This is a genomic window from Paenibacillus sp. P4_E11 (assembly GCF_056401635.1).
Genome location: NZ_JBFUIX010000026.1, coordinates 1 through 18,611, shown reverse-complemented (window position 1 = coordinate 18,611; position 18,611 = coordinate 1). Strand labels below are relative to the sequence as shown.

Genomic DNA, 18,611 nt, shown 5'->3' with positions numbered 1-18,611 from the left:
CCCTCCAAATTCAAGTTATTCGAATAAAATACGCGACCGCAGCTTCACCACTTGATGGGGTTTCAACCCTAACAGATCGCCCATTTCCTCAACCGAAGTGAACCCTCCAATAACATCGCGCTGCTGAACAAGTCGTTTGGCACTTGTGAGTCCGATCCCTGGCAGCTCCAGCAACGATTCCCAAGAAGCGGTGTTCACGTTAACTGTTTTGGAACCGGTGGCTCCTATTGAATCAGCTGAAAGTCCATATGCCTCCTGAGGGGATGAAGCTGTTGGTCCGGATGTGTAGCTCGATACTGGCCGCTGGGATAGTGCTGGTGGAACAGGCGGCATGGCAGGCGGGACAAGGGCCGCCAATCCTGGAATGTGCAAGAATAGCACCCACTCGGCCATTCCCTGCCTCCACACATAGGTGTCTTCAGGTACGAGCTGCTTCGTCACGACCATCGTTCTAATACTTCCAAGATCGTATGGGCCGTATTGTTGGCCTGCGACCGCGATCATCCAATCTTCCACAGGCAATGAAGCCTCTGTCTGAATGGTCATCGTCACGGTTGTATTCGATTCGCTTAAGGCATGGCCGACGTATCGCTGCAGTTCTTGGAGCAATTGAATGAGAACGTTCTTATCGAACGGGCAGCTTGCTAATCCGACGATACAGTCAGGGCCGAGTTCCAACGAGTATTGGTCATGCTGTTGAATATAGGCCGTAGCGAGATATTCCCATGAGCAATAATTGTATGCGGTCTTAACCGTCCAGTTATTGTGCCAGTATAAGCCGGACGTACATATCGCCAAGCCGTTTTTGCCCGAGTTGAACAGAGTGGCATCCAACAAGACAACGACGTATTCGTTGGAAGGAATCGGGAAGCTTTTGCGGGCATTCTCGATTTTGTCCTGAACATTGGCAAGTTGGGACTGTGGTATCATATGGCTAACGTAATAGTGGGGCCCGGAAAATCGCGCACAAATCTCGGCAATATGCTGGATGTCGATGTATCCCATTCAAGCTCAGCTCCTGATGGTCAATGTGACGATGATAGAATTGTCATCCTGTACTTCTTCGCCGTTCACGGTCATGTTACGCGAGTCGACGCGGTCCTTCAAGTGTTCGTATACAAGTGCTTGCACACAGCGTTTATAATCGTCGTCGATGTTCGAGAGATGTCCGAACACATTACGCAAGTCTGGGGCATGGTGCACTTCTACATAGAAAGGACTGATGCCGGACTGCCGGAACACCAGAATGGAGGAGTCGGCTTGGCAAGTGATGTCTTCTCCCCTACGCATAGGGTTCAGCCCCAAGTCCTTCAACGTCCGGAACAACAGCTCCCCGTCACGGAAATTGGTAGGGAATGAGGGGGCAACCGATGCGGGATCCAGAACCGTTCCTTCGTGGGGAGATGCTTCGGACAGATTCGACGCCTGGGTCGAAGTGTTGCTGAATACTTGGCGTCCAGCAGCCTGGTTCATATCCGCGACGAAGCGATCAATCTTTTGCCTGGAATCCGCTCTGCCGAATATAGCGTACCATCTTCCGTCAATCTGCTGCCAGTATAGGCGTAGTTGCTCGCCGTCCAAGTGGGTTTTGATCAACCCTGACCACTTATCGGTCTCATAGCCAGCTTTGCGTACGGTTCGGATCAATTCAAGCTCGCTAGCGAAGGATGTGGGAACTTGGACCTGCATCGATTCGGACCAGTTCCTGAAGTTCTCTCCTCCCATAGCGATCCGCAGTGTTAGAGCGACAGGGACGAGTGATAGGGTGATCGACATCTGGTCGGCTGTATAATCAGAGTCTACAGTTTCCGCAATGAGCAACTGCTCCAAGATCGGGATATAGTCGAGACTCGCTTTACCTTTGATTCCAATTACTTCGGCCTCAATTCGGCCGTCCGGATAGATGTGTACAGGAATTTGCGGGGAAGACAATGGGCGTACCTCCTTGATCGATGAGACATAACGGTGATGCCACAGAACTACAACTTGCCTTTTATATTCGACAAAAGAGGGTATTATCCCTCTAACAAAACGACATTTCGTTCGCGCTCGGAATAACGGCGGGGGCAGATTAGACCTGATCGATATGGCGGATTACCCTCGTCTTGCTGGCAAATACGTATATATCGCCTTTTATGCCAAGCCATCTGCGGCCAGTACAGGGGCTGCCACTTATACGAGTCAGTTGGGCATAAGCACCGCGGCTTATCCGGTGGGTACGGGCTGGCAGTTGATAAGTTACGTTGATCTGATGCCCACCAGTGGCACGGTAACGTTCGGCCTGCGCAAGCTATCCAACTTAGCTGCCACCACCTTATATGTGTTACTGCCAGAGTTGTAGGAAGTGAGGGGTGACCACAACTAGTTTGTTTTGAGTTAGGGAGCTGATGAGCAGTTTACAGGTGGGTCAAAGGGCTGGGGCACGAACAAGGCCAAGATCACAATTCGAGATCTTGGCCTTGTACTGGTAAGGTGAAATCATCGCCTTTCAGCCCGTGAAGGCATGTCGCCGAGCCGCTGAGCTGTGTAAGACGAAAAAATCGTCTTACAGCTTGAGAAAGCTGGCCGCGAAGCCGTGCAAGACGAAAAAATCGTCTTACAGCTCGAGGAAGCGCCCAGCGAAGCCGTGCAAGACGAAAAAATCGTCTTACAACGCGTGGAGGCACGCCGCGAAGCCGTGCAAAGGCCGATTTTCGGTCTTGGAGCGAAGCAGGTTACCATTTCCCGGGCTGCAAGGCCGAAAATCGGCCTTGGGGCGAAGCAGGTTGCCATTTCCCGGGCTGCAGGCCAATTTTCGGACTTGCAGAGCAGCAGTCGATTCATTGTGAACACAGGAGTGGAAAGTGAAAAAGAGGACCCTGGCGAGTTTTGGCTTGAACCTCCATACCGCAAAATCCCTTATACAATCAGGGAGGTTCAAACAAGATGTTTGAGCTAAAGGGGTCCTTTTTCACTTGGAACGGCCGTTTTTGCTTCTATCAACAGTTAATCGACAGCCTCATTTCAGGCGAAAAGGGTGCCATCCACGACGGATGGCACCCTGCATACACTAATCTTAATCTTCGATCGTCGACAGGTCGCCAGTCGGCAATCCAAGCTCCCACGCCTTAAGCACGCGGCGCATAATCTTACCGCTGCGCGTCTTCGGCAGCTTATCCTTGAACTCGATCTCGCGCGGAGCAGCATGCGCGGACAGCCCTTCCTTGACGAACTTGGCGATGTCCGCCTTCAGTTCGTCGGACGGCGTGAAGCCTTCGCGTAGCGAGATGAACGCCTTGATCACTTCACCGCGCAGCGGGTCGGGCTTACCGATGACGCCAGCTTCGGCTACAGCCGGATGTTCGACGAGCTTGCTCTCGACTTCGAACGGTCCAACGCGCTCGCCAGCCGTGTTGATTACATCATCAACGCGGCCCTGGAACCAGAAGTAGCCGTCCTCATCCATATAGGCCGAGTCGCCGGACACATACCACCCTTCGAGGCGGAAGTACTCCGCATACTTCGAAGGGTTGTTCCAGATCTTGCGCATCATCGACGGCCAAGGTGTTTTGATCGCCAGGTTGCCCATCCGGTAAGGAGGGAGCACGTTCCCTTCGTCATCGAGGATGGCGGCATCTACGCCTGGAATCGGACGGCCCATCGAGCCTGGCTTGATCGCCATTGACGGATAGTTGCAGATCAGTTGACCGCCTGTTTCTGTCATCCACCAAGTATCGTGGATACGCTTGTTGTATACTTTCATGCCCCAACGTACGACTTCTGGGTTAAGCGGCTCACCAACACTCAGCACGTGACGCACCTTGGACAAGTCATACTGCTTCACGACATCGTCGCCTGCGCCCATCAGCATGCGGAATGCGGTCGGCGCACTGTACCAGACAGTTACACCATAGCGCTGCAAGGTGTTGTACCAGTCCTGCGGGCTGAAGCGGCCGCCACGAATGACGTTCGTCGCGCCGTTCAGCCATGGAGCGAATATACCGTAAGACGTTCCCGTGACCCAACCTGGATCGGCGGTACACCAGTATACGTCATCTTCCTGCAGGTCGAGCACGATGCGGCCTGTATAGTAATGTTGGATCATCGCGTTCTGCGCATGAAACACACCTTTAGGCTTGCCGGTAGAACCGGATGTATAGTGTAGAATAAGGCCGTCCTCGCGGTCCAACCACTCGATATCGAGTGATTCGGAGGCAGTAGCCATTTCTTGATGGAAGTTGATTTGCCCAGCGGCTGATGCGTCAACGTTATCGCCAACGAGAATGATATGCTTTAGATTCGGCAGCTCATTAACGGGTACGCGTGGCAATTGCGACGGTGTCGTAATGATGGCGACGGCTTCGCTGTCTTCCAGTCGGTCGCGAACAGCTGTCTCCATGAACGCTTCGAACAGCGGGCCGACGATCGCGCCAACCTTGAGCGAACCAAGCAGGGCGAAGTACAGCTCCGGTGTGCGCGGCATGAAGATGAAGATACGGTCGCCTTTCCCAACGCCAATCTTACGCAGCACGTTACCGAATTTATTAGAATTCGCTTTCATCTCGGCGAACGTGTATTTCTCATCGCGGGTCGCATCGCTGTAATAGAGCGCAACCTTGTCGCGGCGGCCAGATTCAGCATGACGGTCAATCGCTTCATAAGCCATGTTCACCTTGCCGGTCGTATACCAGCTGAACTGCTTTTCAACGTCTTCCCATTTGAAGCTATCGCGGGCTTCCTCATAATTGTGGAGATTCGAATTGGCAGCGCTTGCTTGAATGATGTCTTCTTGATTTTCCAACATAATTCCCTTCCTCCCAGTCGATTAGTACTTGTCTCTATCCTGTTATAAATTTAACCCTAACATTGTAACATACGGTAGCAGCTTTTTGAATTTACTTTTTCCCTTTTCATGCCAAAATGACGTTTCGAAAAAATGTCCCTTAATAAAATGATTGAAAAAGTCATTATAATGATTGATAAAATCATTTCTACATCTTATACTGAAGATAGTAAGTATTCAGATGGATGAAAGAGGAGAGATGACTTTATGCAAACAAATTTTGGTCAATTGACTTACCCGGAAATTTCCGCTCAAGCAGACGCACTGGCAGCAGCAGTACGCCATTTGGAAACGTCTCAGAAAGAATGGGTTTCGCAATATATCGGCAACACTGAGTATGACGAAGTTATTTTTATCGGATCCGGTTCATCCTATTATCAAGCTCAGACGATGGCCGCTACTTTCCGCAAATGGTTAGGACGCAGCTCTTCGGCACAACCTTCTTCGGAAATTTATTTATTCCGTGACACCGCGGCCGTACCTGGACGCAAGACGTTGTTGGTTGGCGTATCTCGCTCGGGTGAATCGACGGAAGTCATTCTCGCACTGGATTCGGTCAAATCGTTAGAAGGTTGGACCACATGCGGGATTACGTGCTACGAGGATAGCAAAATGGCGCAAATGTGCGATTGCCTCGTCTCCCCGCTTGGCAAAGAGAAGAGTACCGTTATGACCAAATCGCTCAGCAGCATGACGTTGCAGATGCAAGCTGCCATAGCGATCGCTTCAGGTCAAGCGCAACTGTGGGAAGAAATCGGTCAAGTAGTCGCGGCTGATGCGGCTGTGGTGAAGGCTGCTGATCCTTTTGCCAAATCGTTGGTGCAAGATCATGCGTTGAACAAATTCGTCTACTTGGGCATGGGCGCGTACTACGGACTTTCTCAAGAGGCTTGCCTGAAAATCAAAGAAATGTCCTATGTATGGACCGAAAGCTTCGGTACGCTAGAATTCCGTCATGGTCCTAAGTCGATTGTCGAGCCAGGCACGCTGATCGTGCTGCTGCTGTCGGAGACCGCTCGCTCGTTCGAAGTGAAAGTAGCGGAAGAGATGAAAGCTTACGGCGCTACAGTTCTGATCGTCACGTCAGCCAAGGGTGCGGATACAGAATTTGCCGATGCCGTGTTCGAAGTAGGTGGAAGCTCCTTGTCCGATGAAGCTCGCAGTGTGTTGTATTTGCCGGTGTTGCAATATATCGGGTACTATACGGCTTTGAAAAACAATGTAGATCCGGATCACCCGCGTAATTTGACGCAAGTTGTGAAGATTTAGCAAGCAGGATGGAGGAATCGGGCATGGGCGGTCAATCGCTTTCCAAGGGCGATCAACGCAGAGACACGATTGTAACGATGCTCAAGCAGAAAGGTCGTGTCTCGGTGCAGGATATCGTGGATACGTTGCATTGCTCGGAAGCGACGGCGCGACGCGACTTGGATATGCTGGAGAAGTCCGAGGCAATCATCCGTACGATTGGCGGGGCCATCTATGACGGGCACAGTCCGGCGCGCGAAGTGTCTTTCCAAGAGAAGACTTCGATCTCCTGGCTGGAGAAGGAGCGAATTGCGGCGACGGCGGCAGCGTTGATCGAAGAGGGCGACATTATCGGTCTGTCCGGCGGAACGACGACGTTCCACATCGCTCGGGCCATCAAGCACCGCAGAGGCATCACGGTCGTGACCAATGCGATCAATATCGCGATGGAGCTCGCGGACAGCGATGATATCCAGGTTGTGGTAGCGGGTGGCGTCCTTCGGCATAAGAGCTTCGAGCTATGCGGGCCGTTGTCCGAGAAGGTCATCGAGAGTCTGAATATAGGTAAAATGTTTCTGGGTCTCGACGGAGTCGCCTTGTCGCAAGGGCTGACGACCTACTCGGAATCGGAAGCTCAAATCGCCAAGATGCTGATCAAGCGTTCCGATCAGACGTATGCGGTGTTCGATCGAACGAAGGTAGGGCGAGCGTCCTTGTTCTCGATCGCTCCGCTGTCTGCGGCTCAGGCTTGTATTACCGACGCTCCGCTTGAAGCTTCCTTTCAACAAGAGTTGAACCGTCAGAACATCCGCGTGTATGTAGCGGAATGAGGGAGGAACAACTGGTGTATAATTATGTACACTAGGATTGCAGGTTCGTAGGAGATGTACAGATTCTGATAGAAATATGAGTGATCGTGGACATGGGAGTGTGCCGGATATGAGTTATGTAGTAGGTGTGGACATTGGTGGAACGAACATCGTGTGCGGGCTGCTGAATAGCGAGCTGGAACTGCTACGCAAAGTGAAGAAGCCGACGGGCGCAGCGAACGGCGCCGACTATGTGCTGAGTCATATTGCCGGGATGATCGATGAGCTGCTGCAGGAGCAAGGCGCAGGGCGCGGCGATCTGACAGCCGTCGGCATGGGCAATCCGGGCATCGTTGACCCGGAGCGCGGTGTCGCCATCTTCGCCGGTAACTTGAAGTGGCACGATGTGCCGGTGACGGAGAAGCTAAGCGGCCTGCTGGGCGGCATTCCTGTGTACATCGACAACGATGTGAAGATGTATATCTACGGCGAAGCCGTCCGTGGCGCGGGACGCGGGTATGCCCATATCATGGGCATCACACTCGGCACCGGCATCGCCGCGGCGATGATCAACAACGGCCGCCAGTATTATGGTGGCGGCTTCCAGGCCGGCGAGATCGGCCACATCGTGATGGAGGGCGAGAGCGCGCCTTGCGGCTGCGGGCTGCACGGCTGCCTGGAGACGATCGCTTCGGCGACTGGCATCGCCCGTATCGCGCGCGAACAACTTGAGGCCGGCCGGGCAAGTCTACTGGCCGACTGGTTCCCGGACGCCGAGCAGCGGGCGGCCATCACCGCCGCAGACATCTCCCGCGCGTACGACGCGGGTGACGAGCTAGCCGTCTACATCATGAACTTCGTCGGCTACATGCTGGCGAAGGGGCTCTCCTACGCGATTCCGCTGTGGAGCCCCGACGTCATCATTATTGGCGGAGGGGCCGCCAATGCAGGCGAGCGGCTGCTCGCTCCGTTGCGTCGCGGGCTGCAAGGCATTGTCCATCCGATGTACTTGGATCGGATGGACATCCGCTTGGCCGAGATGAACGACGACGCAGGTGTCGTCGGTAGCGCGGCCTTTGCACTTGCACGCGCAGGTGCTTGAGCGAATAGCTCAATAAATAATCGATTACACGGAGAAGCGGACAGGGTGTCCGCTTTTTCGTATTTACACGCCAGAAAGTATAAGTTGATTAAAGCAAGCTCGGCCGTTCCAAGGGCAAACAAACACCACAAGGAGCCACCGCCAAGTTTACTACTAACTATATATAGTCATAGGCCCACTATCTAATATATAATACAGGTATGATACCTAAATTGTTATTTTATAGGAGCGTGCAACAATGACAATTGAACCGAAACTAGCGATAAATGGCGGTACCCCGGTGCGTACGAAACCATTCCCGGAATGGCCGATTCATAATGAAGTCGAAGAGCGACTGATCCTCGAAGTGGTCCGCTCGGGCAAATGGGGCGGTACGGGTCGCGTGATGCTGCCTATCATCGAAGAGAAATTCGCCGCCGCCCATGATGCGAAGTATGCAGTCTCCATCGTCAACGGAACCGTTGCGATTACGATTGCTTTACAAGCAGCAGGGGTTCAGCCTGGCGACGAAGTTATTATGCCTCCGTACACATTCATCGCGACGGCGAGCTCTGCGCTCTTGTTCGGGGCCATTCCGGTATTCGTTGATGTTGAGCCGGACACCCTGCTCATTGACCCAGATAAAGTCGAGGCGGCGATTACGCCGAAGACCAAAGCGATCATCGCGGTTCATATCGGCGGCGCTCCTGCGGATCTGACACGACTGAAGGCAATCGCGGCCAAGCACAACCTGTGGCTGATCGAAGATTCCGCGCAAGCCGTAGGCGGCCAGTGGAATGGAACGGGTATAGGCGCGCAAGGCGACCTTGGTACGTTCAGCTTCCAGTCCAGCAAAAACATCAACGCCGGTGAAGGCGGCATGATCTTGACCAACAACGAAGAGTTGGCCGATATGGCTTGGTCGCTTACGAACGTAGGGCGCATTCGCAATGGCGGCTGGTATCAGCATGAGCACATCGGCTGGAACTTGCGCATGACGGAGTTTCAAGCGGCGATCCTAATCGGACAGATGACGCGACTGGAAGAGCAAATGGCAGCACGTGAACGGAATGGCAAGCTGTTGACGCAACTGCTGAGCGAGATCGAGGGTATTCAAGTATTGCGCCGCGATCCGGGCATCACACGTCACGCTTATCATTTGTACATGTTCAAGCTGGAAGCAGCTTTGGCTAATCGGATCGATAAGAACGAAGTGATCAAGCAATTGGTGGCTGAAGGAATTCCGGCATCGTCGGGCTATGTGTCGTTGAATCAGAACCAGGCTGTGATCAACGAAACGAAGAAGTGGACGGGCGAGAATCGCGTATATAGCTGCCCTATCAGTGAGCGGCTGTGTGTGAAAGAAGTGTTGTGGCTGCATCAGAACATGCTGCTCGGAGATGAATCCGACATTCATGATATAGCCGAAGCTGTGCGCAAAGTCATGCATAGCCACATATAGTCCGATGACAACATCTAACCCAAGCTCGAATCCAGACCCCGTCCAAGATCCAGCGTCGACGCCAATTATTCGTCCCATTCGCGAGGAAGAGATCGATGAGGCCGTTGCCTTGTCTGACCGAACGTTCCGCGATGCGGAGCATATTTCCATGGGAACCGCGTATCCCCATGCTTTCTCTGCTAGCCTGAAGCAATCGTTCGGTTGCTTCGTGGATGGCCGGCTAGTGTCCTTCATCGGGTTAGTGCCGTCGATCGTGAAGATCGGCCCGGCTACACTGGCCGTCTATTCGATCGGCTCTGTGTGCACAGAGCTAGAGCATCGGGGCAAGGGCTACGCAGGCCTGATCCTGCAGCATATTATAGCTCACGGCCGAAGAGCCAAAGCTTCGCTCATACTCATCTCCGGCCACCGTGGCATCTACGAGCGCGCCGGCAGCCAGCTCTTCGGCGACATAGCGAAGTTCCCGCTCGACGCCACCGGCGCGCAGAAGCTACTGGCCGCAGCCGACCCTACTGGGCGGCTGCGCATACGAGCACTGGACGGCGCCGACTGGTTCGCCGTCAAGCAGTTGGCGGACGCCCGACACGTCCGCTTCGAGCAGAGCGTGTGGGACATCGCCGGCTTGATACAAGCCTCGGCGATGGCCAGCAACGGCAAGCTCCGCCACCAAGTCTGGGTGGCGGAGGACGATGACGGCGTGCAGGCATACGCCGTATTGGCTGTGCCGGGCGCCGTCAAGCCCAAGGGCGCGCCCTGCGCCGTAGAATGGGGCGGCCGTCCGACAGCAGTGGCCGCTATTCTCGCGCATGGCTTCGCGGAAGCAGGTGTGGAGCAGTTGAACGTGTCCGTTGCTTCCTATGATCGCGAACTCATTGCTCTCCTGAGCGAAGTGGTTGGACACAGCCAACATCAGAAGCACACAGGGTCTGTGCTTGTCCTTGATACAGCAACACTTGTTGCCCAGTTAATGCCTTATTGGCAATCGGTAGATGCGGCGGCATGCGCCAGAGTCAAGATCGAGCAGGAGGCGTCATCGGCTGACGTCAAGGTGTCCTGGGACCATGTTGACTATGTACTGACTGGAGCTGAATGGATTTCACTCCTGTTCGATTCTCAATCTAGTAGTCCGGTCCGTGACGGCGCTACCAACATTCCGTATCCATCAGAGGAGGCATGGAAAGCCATATTTCCCGTTCCATTCCCTTCTCCAGCTGGCTTGAATTATGTCTAATCACGAAATGTGATTATTTGGTAATGTACTCATTTTACAAAACCGCTCCTCGTAAGGTAATATGTACTTATGAACTTGTATTGGAGCGGTCTACATTGCTGAAAAGAAGGAATTTGTTTCAAGAACGGTACAATAATTTTCTCACGGAACTGAAGAATGAGATACTTAGCGGGGCTATTAAGCCGGGCGAATTTATTTTGCCTGAGAATACGCTCAGTGAGAAATACAAAATCAGTCGTGTCTCCGTCCGGAAAGTTCTCGCGCAACTGGTCGAAGAAGGGCTAATCGAGAAGATCGCCGGCAAGGGCAACCGTATTAAACCACCGGAAGAAGAAATCCCGCGTCAGACGATTAAGTTGACGTGGTTTTCGGGTTCCTATGAAACCGATATTGTAAGAATGATCATCGATCGTTATGAAAAGTCGCATCCTTATGTTCAAGTGGAACTGATTATATTACCGGCTGAGCAATATGTGACCAGTGTGACCCAGATGATGGAAGAGGGGAAAGGTCCCGATCTGCTCTTCGTATCGGATGCGCATTTCCGCGATTTCGTTAAGCTGGACAAGCTGCACCTTCTGGAGCCGTCTACGCCTAAGAGTATTGATCCTGAGAAGGACAGTTATCCTATACTATTCGACGCCTTTCGTCATAAGCAACAGCTGATGGCCATGCCGGTCCATTTCTCTCCAGTCGTGATCTGCTACAACAAGGAAATGTTCGCTCATGCGGGTGTTACTGATGCCGATGCGCAAGCGATGAACTCTTGGGACGATTTGCTACGCATTGCCAAGCAGTGTACGGAAGAGACCGGTGACGACGGCATGATGCAGCAATACGGGTTTTGTTTCTCGTCTTCTTCGAACCGCTGGCCTACTTTTATTATGCAAAATGGCGGGAGCTTTGTTTCGGAGGATGGCAGAACTGGCAAGTTTGCTGACCCACGCAACGCCGAGGCGTTGCAGTTCTGTATTGATCTGATGTATAAGCACCATGTATCGCCGATTTATTCACACGGAAGCAGCTTTTTAGCAGAGACGGTGTTTAAGAAAATGCGGGCGGCTATGGTTATGTCCACCTACTACTTCATGAATGAGTTTCGCGGAATCGATCTCAAGTGGGATGTACTGCCGCTCCCAGGCAATACGGATAAGGGAACGCTGCTCGTGGCCGGTGCCCTGGCTGTTAATAAATTCGGAGATAAGGTTAAAGTGGCGGAGAGCTTAGCCGAGTTCATGTTGGGCACTGAAGCGCAGTCGCTTTTGAAGCGTCATGGCTGTACAATCCCGGTTAGACGTCAGATTGCTATGGATAACAGGTTGCTTGATCTGTCGATTCATCCGGCGAACTATAATGCATTCGCTGAAGTGATGCCGTATGCGCAGACGATGCAAAGCTTGCATTTGTCTGCTGACCAGCTAGGTGTGTTGCATAGCGAGTTGCACGTCTTATGGGCTAATATGGAGTCACCTGAACCGGCTTGTATCCGTGTGAATGATCTGTTGGAGCAAGCGGGCGCGTTGGGCAGTCATGTAACTGAATAGGATGTACGCTGAAAAGGCTATTTGTCGGGTGTCGGACCTGGCGAACAGTCTTTTTTTAGATAGAAGTATAAGTTTTAGGGGTGGAACCTTTCTGCCACTTGGAAGATGTAATGCCTTGATTGTACGGAAGACGTAACTCCTAATACGAAAGAAGAACGAAAGAGGGTGTGGGAGGGGGGGGAGAAGCGGAATCTCCTCACATACCCTCACCGCGCACACAACTTAACTCATTCACCAAGGACCGTCCTGTGATTCCTGACGGTATTTCTTGTTTCGGACATATTTTTGTTTACCTCACAAGAGATATCTGGTAAAATTAATTGCAATATTCAAATGCGATGAAGAGAAGAGTAAATAAACGAATTCTTTTGCAGAGAGCTCCGTTAGGTGAAAAGGGAGTAAAGCGTTCTTTATTGAAAAAAGGCTCAGAGCAGCACATCGGAACCCCGCGAAAGGCGATGGTGTGACAGGAGCTCCTGTTACAGAGCTAAAGTATAAGCATTACATGGTAATGCCGTACTTGAAGAGGCTAATACGGCAACGTTTTGGCGAATCTGGGGTGGTACCACGAGTATACGAATCTCGTCCCTAAGACTGATTAAGTCTTGGGGGTGGGATTTTTTTGTTGTTTTAATTTCGATAAACCCGAATAACTCCATTTCGAAAGGATTGAATACCTAATGACACAAAAACTGAAGGTTGGTATTGTCGGAGGAACGGGCATGGTTGGTCAGCGTTTTGTTCAGTTGCTGGATCAGCATCCCTGGTTTCAGGTAACGAACATTGCAGCCAGTGCCAGCTCGGCTGGTAAAACGTATGAAGAATCTGTACAAGGCAGATGGAAGCTGTCTAGCCCCATTCCTGAAGATGTGAAACATATCGTCGTTCAGGATGCTTCGAACGTGGAAGAGGTTGCTACTCAGGTCGATTTTATTTTTTGTGCCGTTGATATGAACAAGATTGAAACTCAAGCGTTGGAAGAGGCATACGCCAAAACAGGTACGCCTGTTATCTCTAATAATTCGGCTCACCGTTGGACGCCTGACATTCCGATGGTCATTCCGGAAATTAATCCAGGTCATTTTGATGTGATTGCTGCACAGAGAAAGCGACTTGGAACCTCGACCGGTTTCATTGCCGTTAAGCCCAACTGTTCCATTCAGAGCTATGTGCCAGCCCTTCATGCACTGCTGGATTACAAACCAACACAGGTGGTTGCATCGACGTATCAGGCGATATCTGGAGCTGGCAAAAATTTTACCGATTGGCCCGATATGTTAGATAATGTGATCCCTTATATTGGCGGTGAGGAAGAAAAAAGCGAGCAAGAGCCATTGCGCATCTGGGGTAGTATTGTAAATAATGAAATTATCAAAGCAAGTTCTCCATTAATTACAACACAATGTATTCGCGTTCCAGTAACGGATGGGCATTTGGCTACGGTATTTGTTTCGTTTGAGAACAAACCTTCGAAAGATGAGATTCTCGATCGCTGGCTGCAATTCAAAGGGCGACCACAAGAGCTTGGCCTGCCAAGCGCACCCAAGCAATTCATCACTTATTTTGAAGAAGAGAACAGACCCCAGACGAAACTTGACCGTGACATTGAGCGCGGTATGGGAGTTACGGCGGGTAGATTGCGCGAGGATTCCATCTACGATTACAAATTTGTAGGACTCTCGCATAACACATTACGCGGAGCAGCGGGTGGTGCTGTTCTGATCGCCGAATTGCTTAAAGCGGAAGGGTACATTCAGGCAAAATAGAAGCAAGCAAATGGATTCGAACGGCAGCGTTGGACTAGGACGTATATTGCGGCTGTCGATTCATTGATTGAAGCAGACGGCCGTTACAAGTGAAAAAGAACCCCTTAGTCATCCCCACAAAGTGAAGCCAAGCTCTGTAGTTAATTCCGAGTACTTTGCGGGGGCCCCAGGTTTCAAACATCTTGTTTGAACCTCCATTGATTGTATAAAGGTCCTCTCTTTCACTTTCCACTCCTGTGTTCACAATGAATCGACAGCTTCGTATTGCGTCCAAGTCCGACGCTGTTTCTTTATTCAGCGAACAAAAGTAAAAGCCGCCCTACTTGGGCGGCTTTCGTACTTTAATATATTGCGGATATACGATCTCACCCGTATCCAGCTTGTGCACTTCATCCGCTGTCCAGCCCGTAATCTTATTGTTGCCCTTGACCCCGGTCAGCTTAATATGATACTTGCTCTCCAGATAAGTATGCAGCGGTCGCATGTCTTCTTCCTTCAGCTCGCGCAGCTTCTTCTTCCCTTGAATCTGCCCCAAAATGACGCCGATCGATTCGGCAGCGAGTCCGGTGTTCGGCTGGATACGTGCGCTGCCATAGGCGATAGCGGAGGAACCGACGTTCTTGCCCGCTAGGATGAYGTTGTCGTAATTGCGCAGCAGGAAGCTTCGTAATGGCATGCCGTATTTGTCCGGACGTCCCATCTCGATGCCCCATTTGCTGGCGCTCGTACCCTGCAGATCTAGCGGATAGCCAGCAATGCTAACGTTGTCCCAGAACATATTCCCCCCGAGCATGTCCGAGGGCTTCAGCACATAATCGGTTTCGTAGTGATCGTACTCACGAATATATAAGTACTCGGGGAATCCATTCAACTCCACATGTTCCCAACCTACGATGCTTTTGCGGAAATGGTCACGAATGAGCGGCAGTTCTTTCTTGCCCAGTTCCAGGCCTTCTGCGACAGACTTAGGGTCAGCGGGATCGATCGTATAGACGAGAAGGGCGTTAATCAACACATCGCCATCCCGTTGGTTAACTGCATTCAATCCGCGCAGGAATACCCGGTTGTTCGTTGAATGATAAGCGCTGGTCATCCCGGATAACCCGATGGCGAAGCTTTCGTTCACATACCCTCCGCCGTACTTTTTGCTCTTTTCCTCAGCTGTCAACGCGTTGAAGCTGCTTGAGAACTTCGCCCAATCGACGCCTTTGAACTTCATCATGATTCCGGCACTCATATACTCGATGTTGTGTTGTCCGTAGAATGCTTCCAGCCCGGGCATCCGAGTTACTTGAAGCTTGCGGGTTATCGCGCCGTTGTCGGTGTTCTCGACCCAATATTGCGCCTCGATTGTCTTCTTCTGTTGATCCTTTGTTTGATATGTAATGGTCTGAACTGCTTGTTGAGACAGCTTGCCCGGGACAGCCTTCACATCCAGTAATGAGATGCCTGACACAATCGGGATGTCCTTATTCAACGTATCGAAGTATTGTACAAACTCCGATTTCTTGCGAATTTTACCATTCTTGAACCCATCGAACAATTGCTTCATGCGGCCTTGCACGAGCGATTTCCCTTGATCATCCTTCGTCTCGTCGAGGAACAGCATCTCCGCCTCAATCAGCTGGCCGCCTACCTTATCCCTGGGGTCCAGTACAACAACCTTCAGCCCTTCGTCCACCGCAGCCCTTGCCAAGTACATCCCTTCCATCTCGGTACCGATGATGACAATGTCGGCTTTCTCTGTGGAAGCAGGAGGTTGTACAGCTCCAGCCTTATCATCAGATTTAGGTGTATTCGGAGTCTGGGAGGACGTCGGTGCAGGTGTTGTCGTATGATCAGCAGGCGTACCTGTTGCGATCGTATTTCCAGATGATGGGTTATTAGGTGATGGAAGTGGGTTTGGGCTCGTTAATGGCGTCTGGGCATTTTGGACTATTTGATCGTTCGGCTGTGCTGTCTTATCTTCCTCGGCAATAGATGTCCATAGGAAGAAAACGGTTACTCCAATTGCTGCTGCTATTATGAAAATAATGAGCCAAACGGTAGGTTTCATTGCAGGCATTCGTCTTGTTGACATGGACCGGGTTGCTCCTTCGCGTTGTAGTTCGTATGTGCTATTCTAGTCTATCATGTTGTCGCGACCCCCTCAATTGTTTTTATAAAGTCGAAACAATCTAACGTAACCAGGAACACTTCGCGAAGGTTCTCTGCAGCATCAGACAGGAAGAGCAGCACGACTTATTATCACTATATTTTCTGACAATGAGAGGGAGATGTTTTTATGAAGAAAGTGTTCAAGCAAGTAGTCGTTACTGGATTGACGTTGGCAATGGTGATTGGCGGTTCCACAGCAGCGTTCGCTGACAATAACAAGGGCAAAGGAAACGACAACGACCGTGACCGTTATGAGCAGAACGTGAAGGGTAACAACGRTAAAGACAGCAAAGGCAAGGACACCGGAAGCAAAATTATCAATAACGGTACAATCAACATCTTCAACTTCTACGATATGCAGGGCGCCGATGTTGAATGGGCGATTAAAAATATTACAAGCTTGTCATCCAAAGGGATCTTCCAAGGTTACGAGGATGGATCATTCAAGCCAAGAAACACGATCTCCCGTGTAGAAGCGATCACAGCGGCTGTTCGTTTACTCGGTCTTGAGGAGCAAGCGAAGTCGCAAGCTGAGATGAGCACGAAGCTGAATTTCAAGGATGCGGATAAAATCCCAGCTTGGGCTGTAGGTTACGTAGCTGTAGCGTTGGAGCACGATTTGTTCGGCGAGACCGAAACAACTGTACAGCCTGACAAACCAGCAGATCGCCTGTGGGCCACGACCTTGCTTGTCAAAGCACTTAAGCTTGACGGCGAAGCAAAAGCAAAAATGAATACACAACTGCAGTTCAAGGACGCTAAAGAAATTCCAGCCGGTTCCGTAGGTTATGTAGCGGTTGCCGTTGAAAAAGGCCTGATCGATGGGTTCGAAAACAACACATTCCGTCCAAACGTTCCAGTAACACGCGCTCAAATGGCAGCATTGGTTGACCGTGCGGATCAGCAAACACCTAACTTCGAGAAGGATGCGGTGAAAGGCTCGGTTACGGCAGTGAACGGTAACGTCCTGAACGTCACGAAGAAGGATGGAACGACGACGCAAGTATTATTGGATGCTGGAGCATGGGTATTCACTGGTGGTGCGAGAGTACCTTTAACAGAAGTTACAGTAGGCGATGAAATAACGGTCAAATTGGTAAGCAACACGAATATTGCCTTCTACGTAGACATCACGAAACAAGGCACAACTACACCGAACGTAACATTCACGGAAGACGGCAAACTGAATACATTAGTGTACGAAGGGCAGAAGATTAAGCTCATCAGCATAACCCAAGACGTGTATGGCTCTACGACTGGAACTACGAAGGTGTATGAAGTTGATCCTTCCTATACGATTATCGGAAATGCAGCTAATCTGATCACCGGTCAAAATGTACAGTTGAAAGGTGTTAACAATAAAGTTACTTCTATTGAAGTAAAATAAATTAGAGACAGCTAGACAGACGAGATCATAATAAGGTTAGAAGGAAAGCCCTGCATCTATCAGATGTAGGGCTTTTGAGTTTAAGTCCATCATTTACTACTGAAGAAATACAGCTCGGATCCATGCTTATGAACCGCGTGCACTTCTGGTGGGATCGCATCGAATGTGGACATGCTCTTGTTACCGGTATTAACTAGCTGCCAAGGCTGATCAGGGAGATGGATCAAATATTGGCCAGCTCCGATCTCCAACACCGGTGTCCATGCTTTGTTCATGCCGAGCTTCGTTTCCAGCAGTGATGTTCGCATATTCGTGGTCCGGTCGACCTGCAACCATTCCTCTCCACCATTCTTAGGCTGAATCCATAACGATGTTCCGTCTTCCAGTGCCACGATTCTCTTGCTGCCATCATCTAGTGGGGAATAAGTGGATACGGCTTCTTTCTTCTCACCACTATTCAAATCTAGTTCATAGGCGATCCAGTTCCATTTGTCTTCCTTCATGATCTGCTGTTCCAAATGTAGGCTGTCTTGCTTCACGGTTCGTTCGCCTGGAGCATAACACGGTCCTTCATAGCAGGAAAACGTGCCAACATTGCGAATTCGGTTAGGTGAATTATCGGTCGGATCAGAGAAGACGTAGAGATCATACGTGAACTTGCCTTCATCGTTGTGCGTTCCCCAGCCTGCAATGATGGAACCAGCTGATTTCGAATACGTATCGAGTGAGACGAATCTGGCATTGCTCGTTGAGTCTGGTGCTGCCATGATCGTCGTCGTCTCCCCGGTAACGAGGTTAAGGTGCATGACGTTGTTATTGTGCAAATACACGATCGATTCTCCGTTGTGATACCACTTTACTAGGTGAATAGCATCGATATCGAACGAGTGAAGTACAGTCCCGTCCAGCTTGATAACGGAGTAAGTGTAGATGGCATACATCTCGTTATAGTTTTCAATGGCGGCCAACCCGTATTGACCGTTAGGGGAAACTTCAATCTCATCGTAATGAACCATGGACGCGAATAAACTTGTCTTTGCACCAGTTGGCAAGTTAATTCGATACAACGCCTGCGGGTGCGAAGGCTGGAAGCTGAGTTGGCGC

The 18,611-nt window shown here is 51.0% G+C and carries 15 protein-coding genes and 1 other annotated feature; of the genes, 10 read left to right on the top strand and 5 right to left on the bottom strand.

Annotated elements, in window-relative coordinates:
- Positions 1-15 precede the first annotated feature (15 nt).
- Together AC1DWB_RS12600 and AC1DWB_RS12595 are read right to left on the bottom strand one after the other, a co-directional pair.
- Positions 16-1,005: a helix-hairpin-helix domain-containing protein gene (locus tag AC1DWB_RS12600; protein WP_477541417.1), complete on the bottom strand. Its 990-nt coding sequence runs from the start codon at positions 1,003-1,005 to the stop codon at positions 16-18.
- Between the two features lie 6 nt (positions 1,006-1,011).
- Entirely contained in the window at positions 1,012-1,932 is a 921-nt protein-coding gene (locus AC1DWB_RS12595; RefSeq protein WP_477541416.1) for a DUF2997 domain-containing protein, read from the bottom strand.
- A gap of 154 nt (positions 1,933-2,086) precedes the next feature.
- On the opposite strand from AC1DWB_RS12595, the gene AC1DWB_RS12590 reads away from it, so the two are divergent.
- Both AC1DWB_RS12590 and AC1DWB_RS12585 read left to right on the top strand, forming a co-directional pair.
- Positions 2,087-2,341, top strand: coding sequence for a hypothetical protein (locus tag AC1DWB_RS12590; RefSeq protein ID WP_477541415.1), 255 nt, complete (start codon positions 2,087-2,089; stop codon positions 2,339-2,341).
- Between the two features lie 234 nt (positions 2,342-2,575).
- Entirely contained in the window at positions 2,576-2,938 is a 363-nt protein-coding gene (locus AC1DWB_RS12585; protein WP_477541414.1) for a hypothetical protein, read from the top strand.
- 117 nt (positions 2,939-3,055) lie between these two features.
- Here the strand turns inward: AC1DWB_RS12585 and acsA are convergent, their stop codons facing one another.
- Positions 3,056-4,783: an acetate--CoA ligase gene (acsA, locus tag AC1DWB_RS12580; RefSeq protein ID WP_477541413.1), complete on the bottom strand. Its 1,728-nt coding sequence runs from the start codon at positions 4,781-4,783 to the stop codon at positions 3,056-3,058.
- A 246-nt stretch (positions 4,784-5,029) separates the two neighbouring features.
- On the opposite strand from acsA, the gene AC1DWB_RS12575 reads away from it, so the two are divergent.
- The 7 genes from AC1DWB_RS12575 to asd all read left to right on the top strand — a co-directional run bounded on the left by AC1DWB_RS12575 (position 5,030) and on the right by asd (position 13,963).
- Complete coding sequence (locus AC1DWB_RS12575; RefSeq protein WP_477541412.1) at positions 5,030-6,091, top strand: SIS domain-containing protein; 1,062 nt, start codon at positions 5,030-5,032, stop codon at positions 6,089-6,091.
- A gap of 23 nt (positions 6,092-6,114) precedes the next feature.
- Complete coding sequence (locus AC1DWB_RS12570) at positions 6,115-6,900, top strand: DeoR/GlpR family DNA-binding transcription regulator (protein WP_477541411.1); 786 nt, start codon at positions 6,115-6,117, stop codon at positions 6,898-6,900.
- Positions 6,901-7,009: 109 nt separating this feature from the next.
- Positions 7,010-7,981 (top strand): ROK family protein, encoded by a 972-nt coding sequence (locus tag AC1DWB_RS12565; protein WP_477541410.1) that lies wholly within the window; start codon positions 7,010-7,012, stop codon positions 7,979-7,981.
- A gap of 238 nt (positions 7,982-8,219) precedes the next feature.
- Positions 8,220-9,422, top strand: coding sequence for a DegT/DnrJ/EryC1/StrS family aminotransferase (locus AC1DWB_RS12560; protein ID WP_477541409.1), 1,203 nt, complete (start codon positions 8,220-8,222; stop codon positions 9,420-9,422).
- Between the two features lie 4 nt (positions 9,423-9,426).
- Positions 9,427-10,653 (top strand): GNAT family N-acetyltransferase, encoded by a 1,227-nt coding sequence (locus AC1DWB_RS12555; protein ID WP_477541408.1) that lies wholly within the window; start codon positions 9,427-9,429, stop codon positions 10,651-10,653.
- A gap of 95 nt (positions 10,654-10,748) precedes the next feature.
- The gene (locus AC1DWB_RS12550; protein ID WP_477541407.1) at positions 10,749-12,197 is read left to right on the top strand and encodes an extracellular solute-binding protein; all 1,449 of its coding nucleotides are present in this window, start codon (positions 10,749-10,751) and stop codon (positions 12,195-12,197) included.
- A gap of 329 nt (positions 12,198-12,526) precedes the next feature.
- Positions 12,527-12,790 (top strand) — a binding site (T-box leader).
- Positions 12,791-12,877: 87 nt separating this feature from the next.
- Positions 12,878-13,963, top strand: a complete 1,086-nt coding sequence (asd, locus tag AC1DWB_RS12545) for an aspartate-semialdehyde dehydrogenase (RefSeq protein ID WP_477541406.1) — start codon at positions 12,878-12,880, stop codon at positions 13,961-13,963.
- Between the two features lie 319 nt (positions 13,964-14,282).
- On the opposite strand, the gene AC1DWB_RS12540 is transcribed toward asd, so the two are convergent.
- Complete coding sequence (locus tag AC1DWB_RS12540) at positions 14,283-16,043, bottom strand: FAD-dependent oxidoreductase (RefSeq protein WP_477541405.1); 1,761 nt, start codon at positions 16,041-16,043, stop codon at positions 14,283-14,285.
- Positions 16,044-16,247: 204 nt separating this feature from the next.
- Here AC1DWB_RS12540 and AC1DWB_RS12535 point away from each other — a divergent pair, with 204 nt between their 5' ends.
- Positions 16,248-17,507: an S-layer homology domain-containing protein gene (locus AC1DWB_RS12535; RefSeq protein ID WP_477541404.1), complete on the top strand. Its 1,260-nt coding sequence runs from the start codon at positions 16,248-16,250 to the stop codon at positions 17,505-17,507.
- A gap of 89 nt (positions 17,508-17,596) precedes the next feature.
- Here AC1DWB_RS12535 and AC1DWB_RS12530 read toward each other — a convergent pair.
- Positions 17,597-18,611 (bottom strand): hypothetical protein (locus AC1DWB_RS12530; protein ID WP_477541403.1); only part of this gene is annotated, 1,015 nt, incomplete at its 5' end.

Coding starts and splice junctions, on each gene's coding strand:
- AC1DWB_RS12600 (WP_477541417.1), bottom strand. CDS start 1,005: ATGGGATACATCGACATCCAGCATATTGCCGAGATTTGTGCGCGATTT.
- AC1DWB_RS12590 (WP_477541415.1), top strand. CDS start 2,087: ATGGCGGATTACCCTCGTCTTGCTGGCAAATACGTATATATCGCCTTT.
- acsA (WP_477541413.1), bottom strand. CDS start 4,783: ATGTTGGAAAATCAAGAAGACATCATTCAAGCAAGCGCTGCCAATTCG.
- AC1DWB_RS12575 (WP_477541412.1), top strand. CDS start 5,030: ATGCAAACAAATTTTGGTCAATTGACTTACCCGGAAATTTCCGCTCAA.
- AC1DWB_RS12570 (WP_477541411.1), top strand. CDS start 6,115: ATGGGCGGTCAATCGCTTTCCAAGGGCGATCAACGCAGAGACACGATT.
- AC1DWB_RS12565 (WP_477541410.1), top strand. CDS start 7,010: ATGAGTTATGTAGTAGGTGTGGACATTGGTGGAACGAACATCGTGTGC.
- AC1DWB_RS12560 (WP_477541409.1), top strand. CDS start 8,220: ATGACAATTGAACCGAAACTAGCGATAAATGGCGGTACCCCGGTGCGT.
- AC1DWB_RS12555 (WP_477541408.1), top strand. CDS start 9,427: ATGACAACATCTAACCCAAGCTCGAATCCAGACCCCGTCCAAGATCCA.
- asd (WP_477541406.1), top strand. CDS start 12,878: ATGACACAAAAACTGAAGGTTGGTATTGTCGGAGGAACGGGCATGGTT.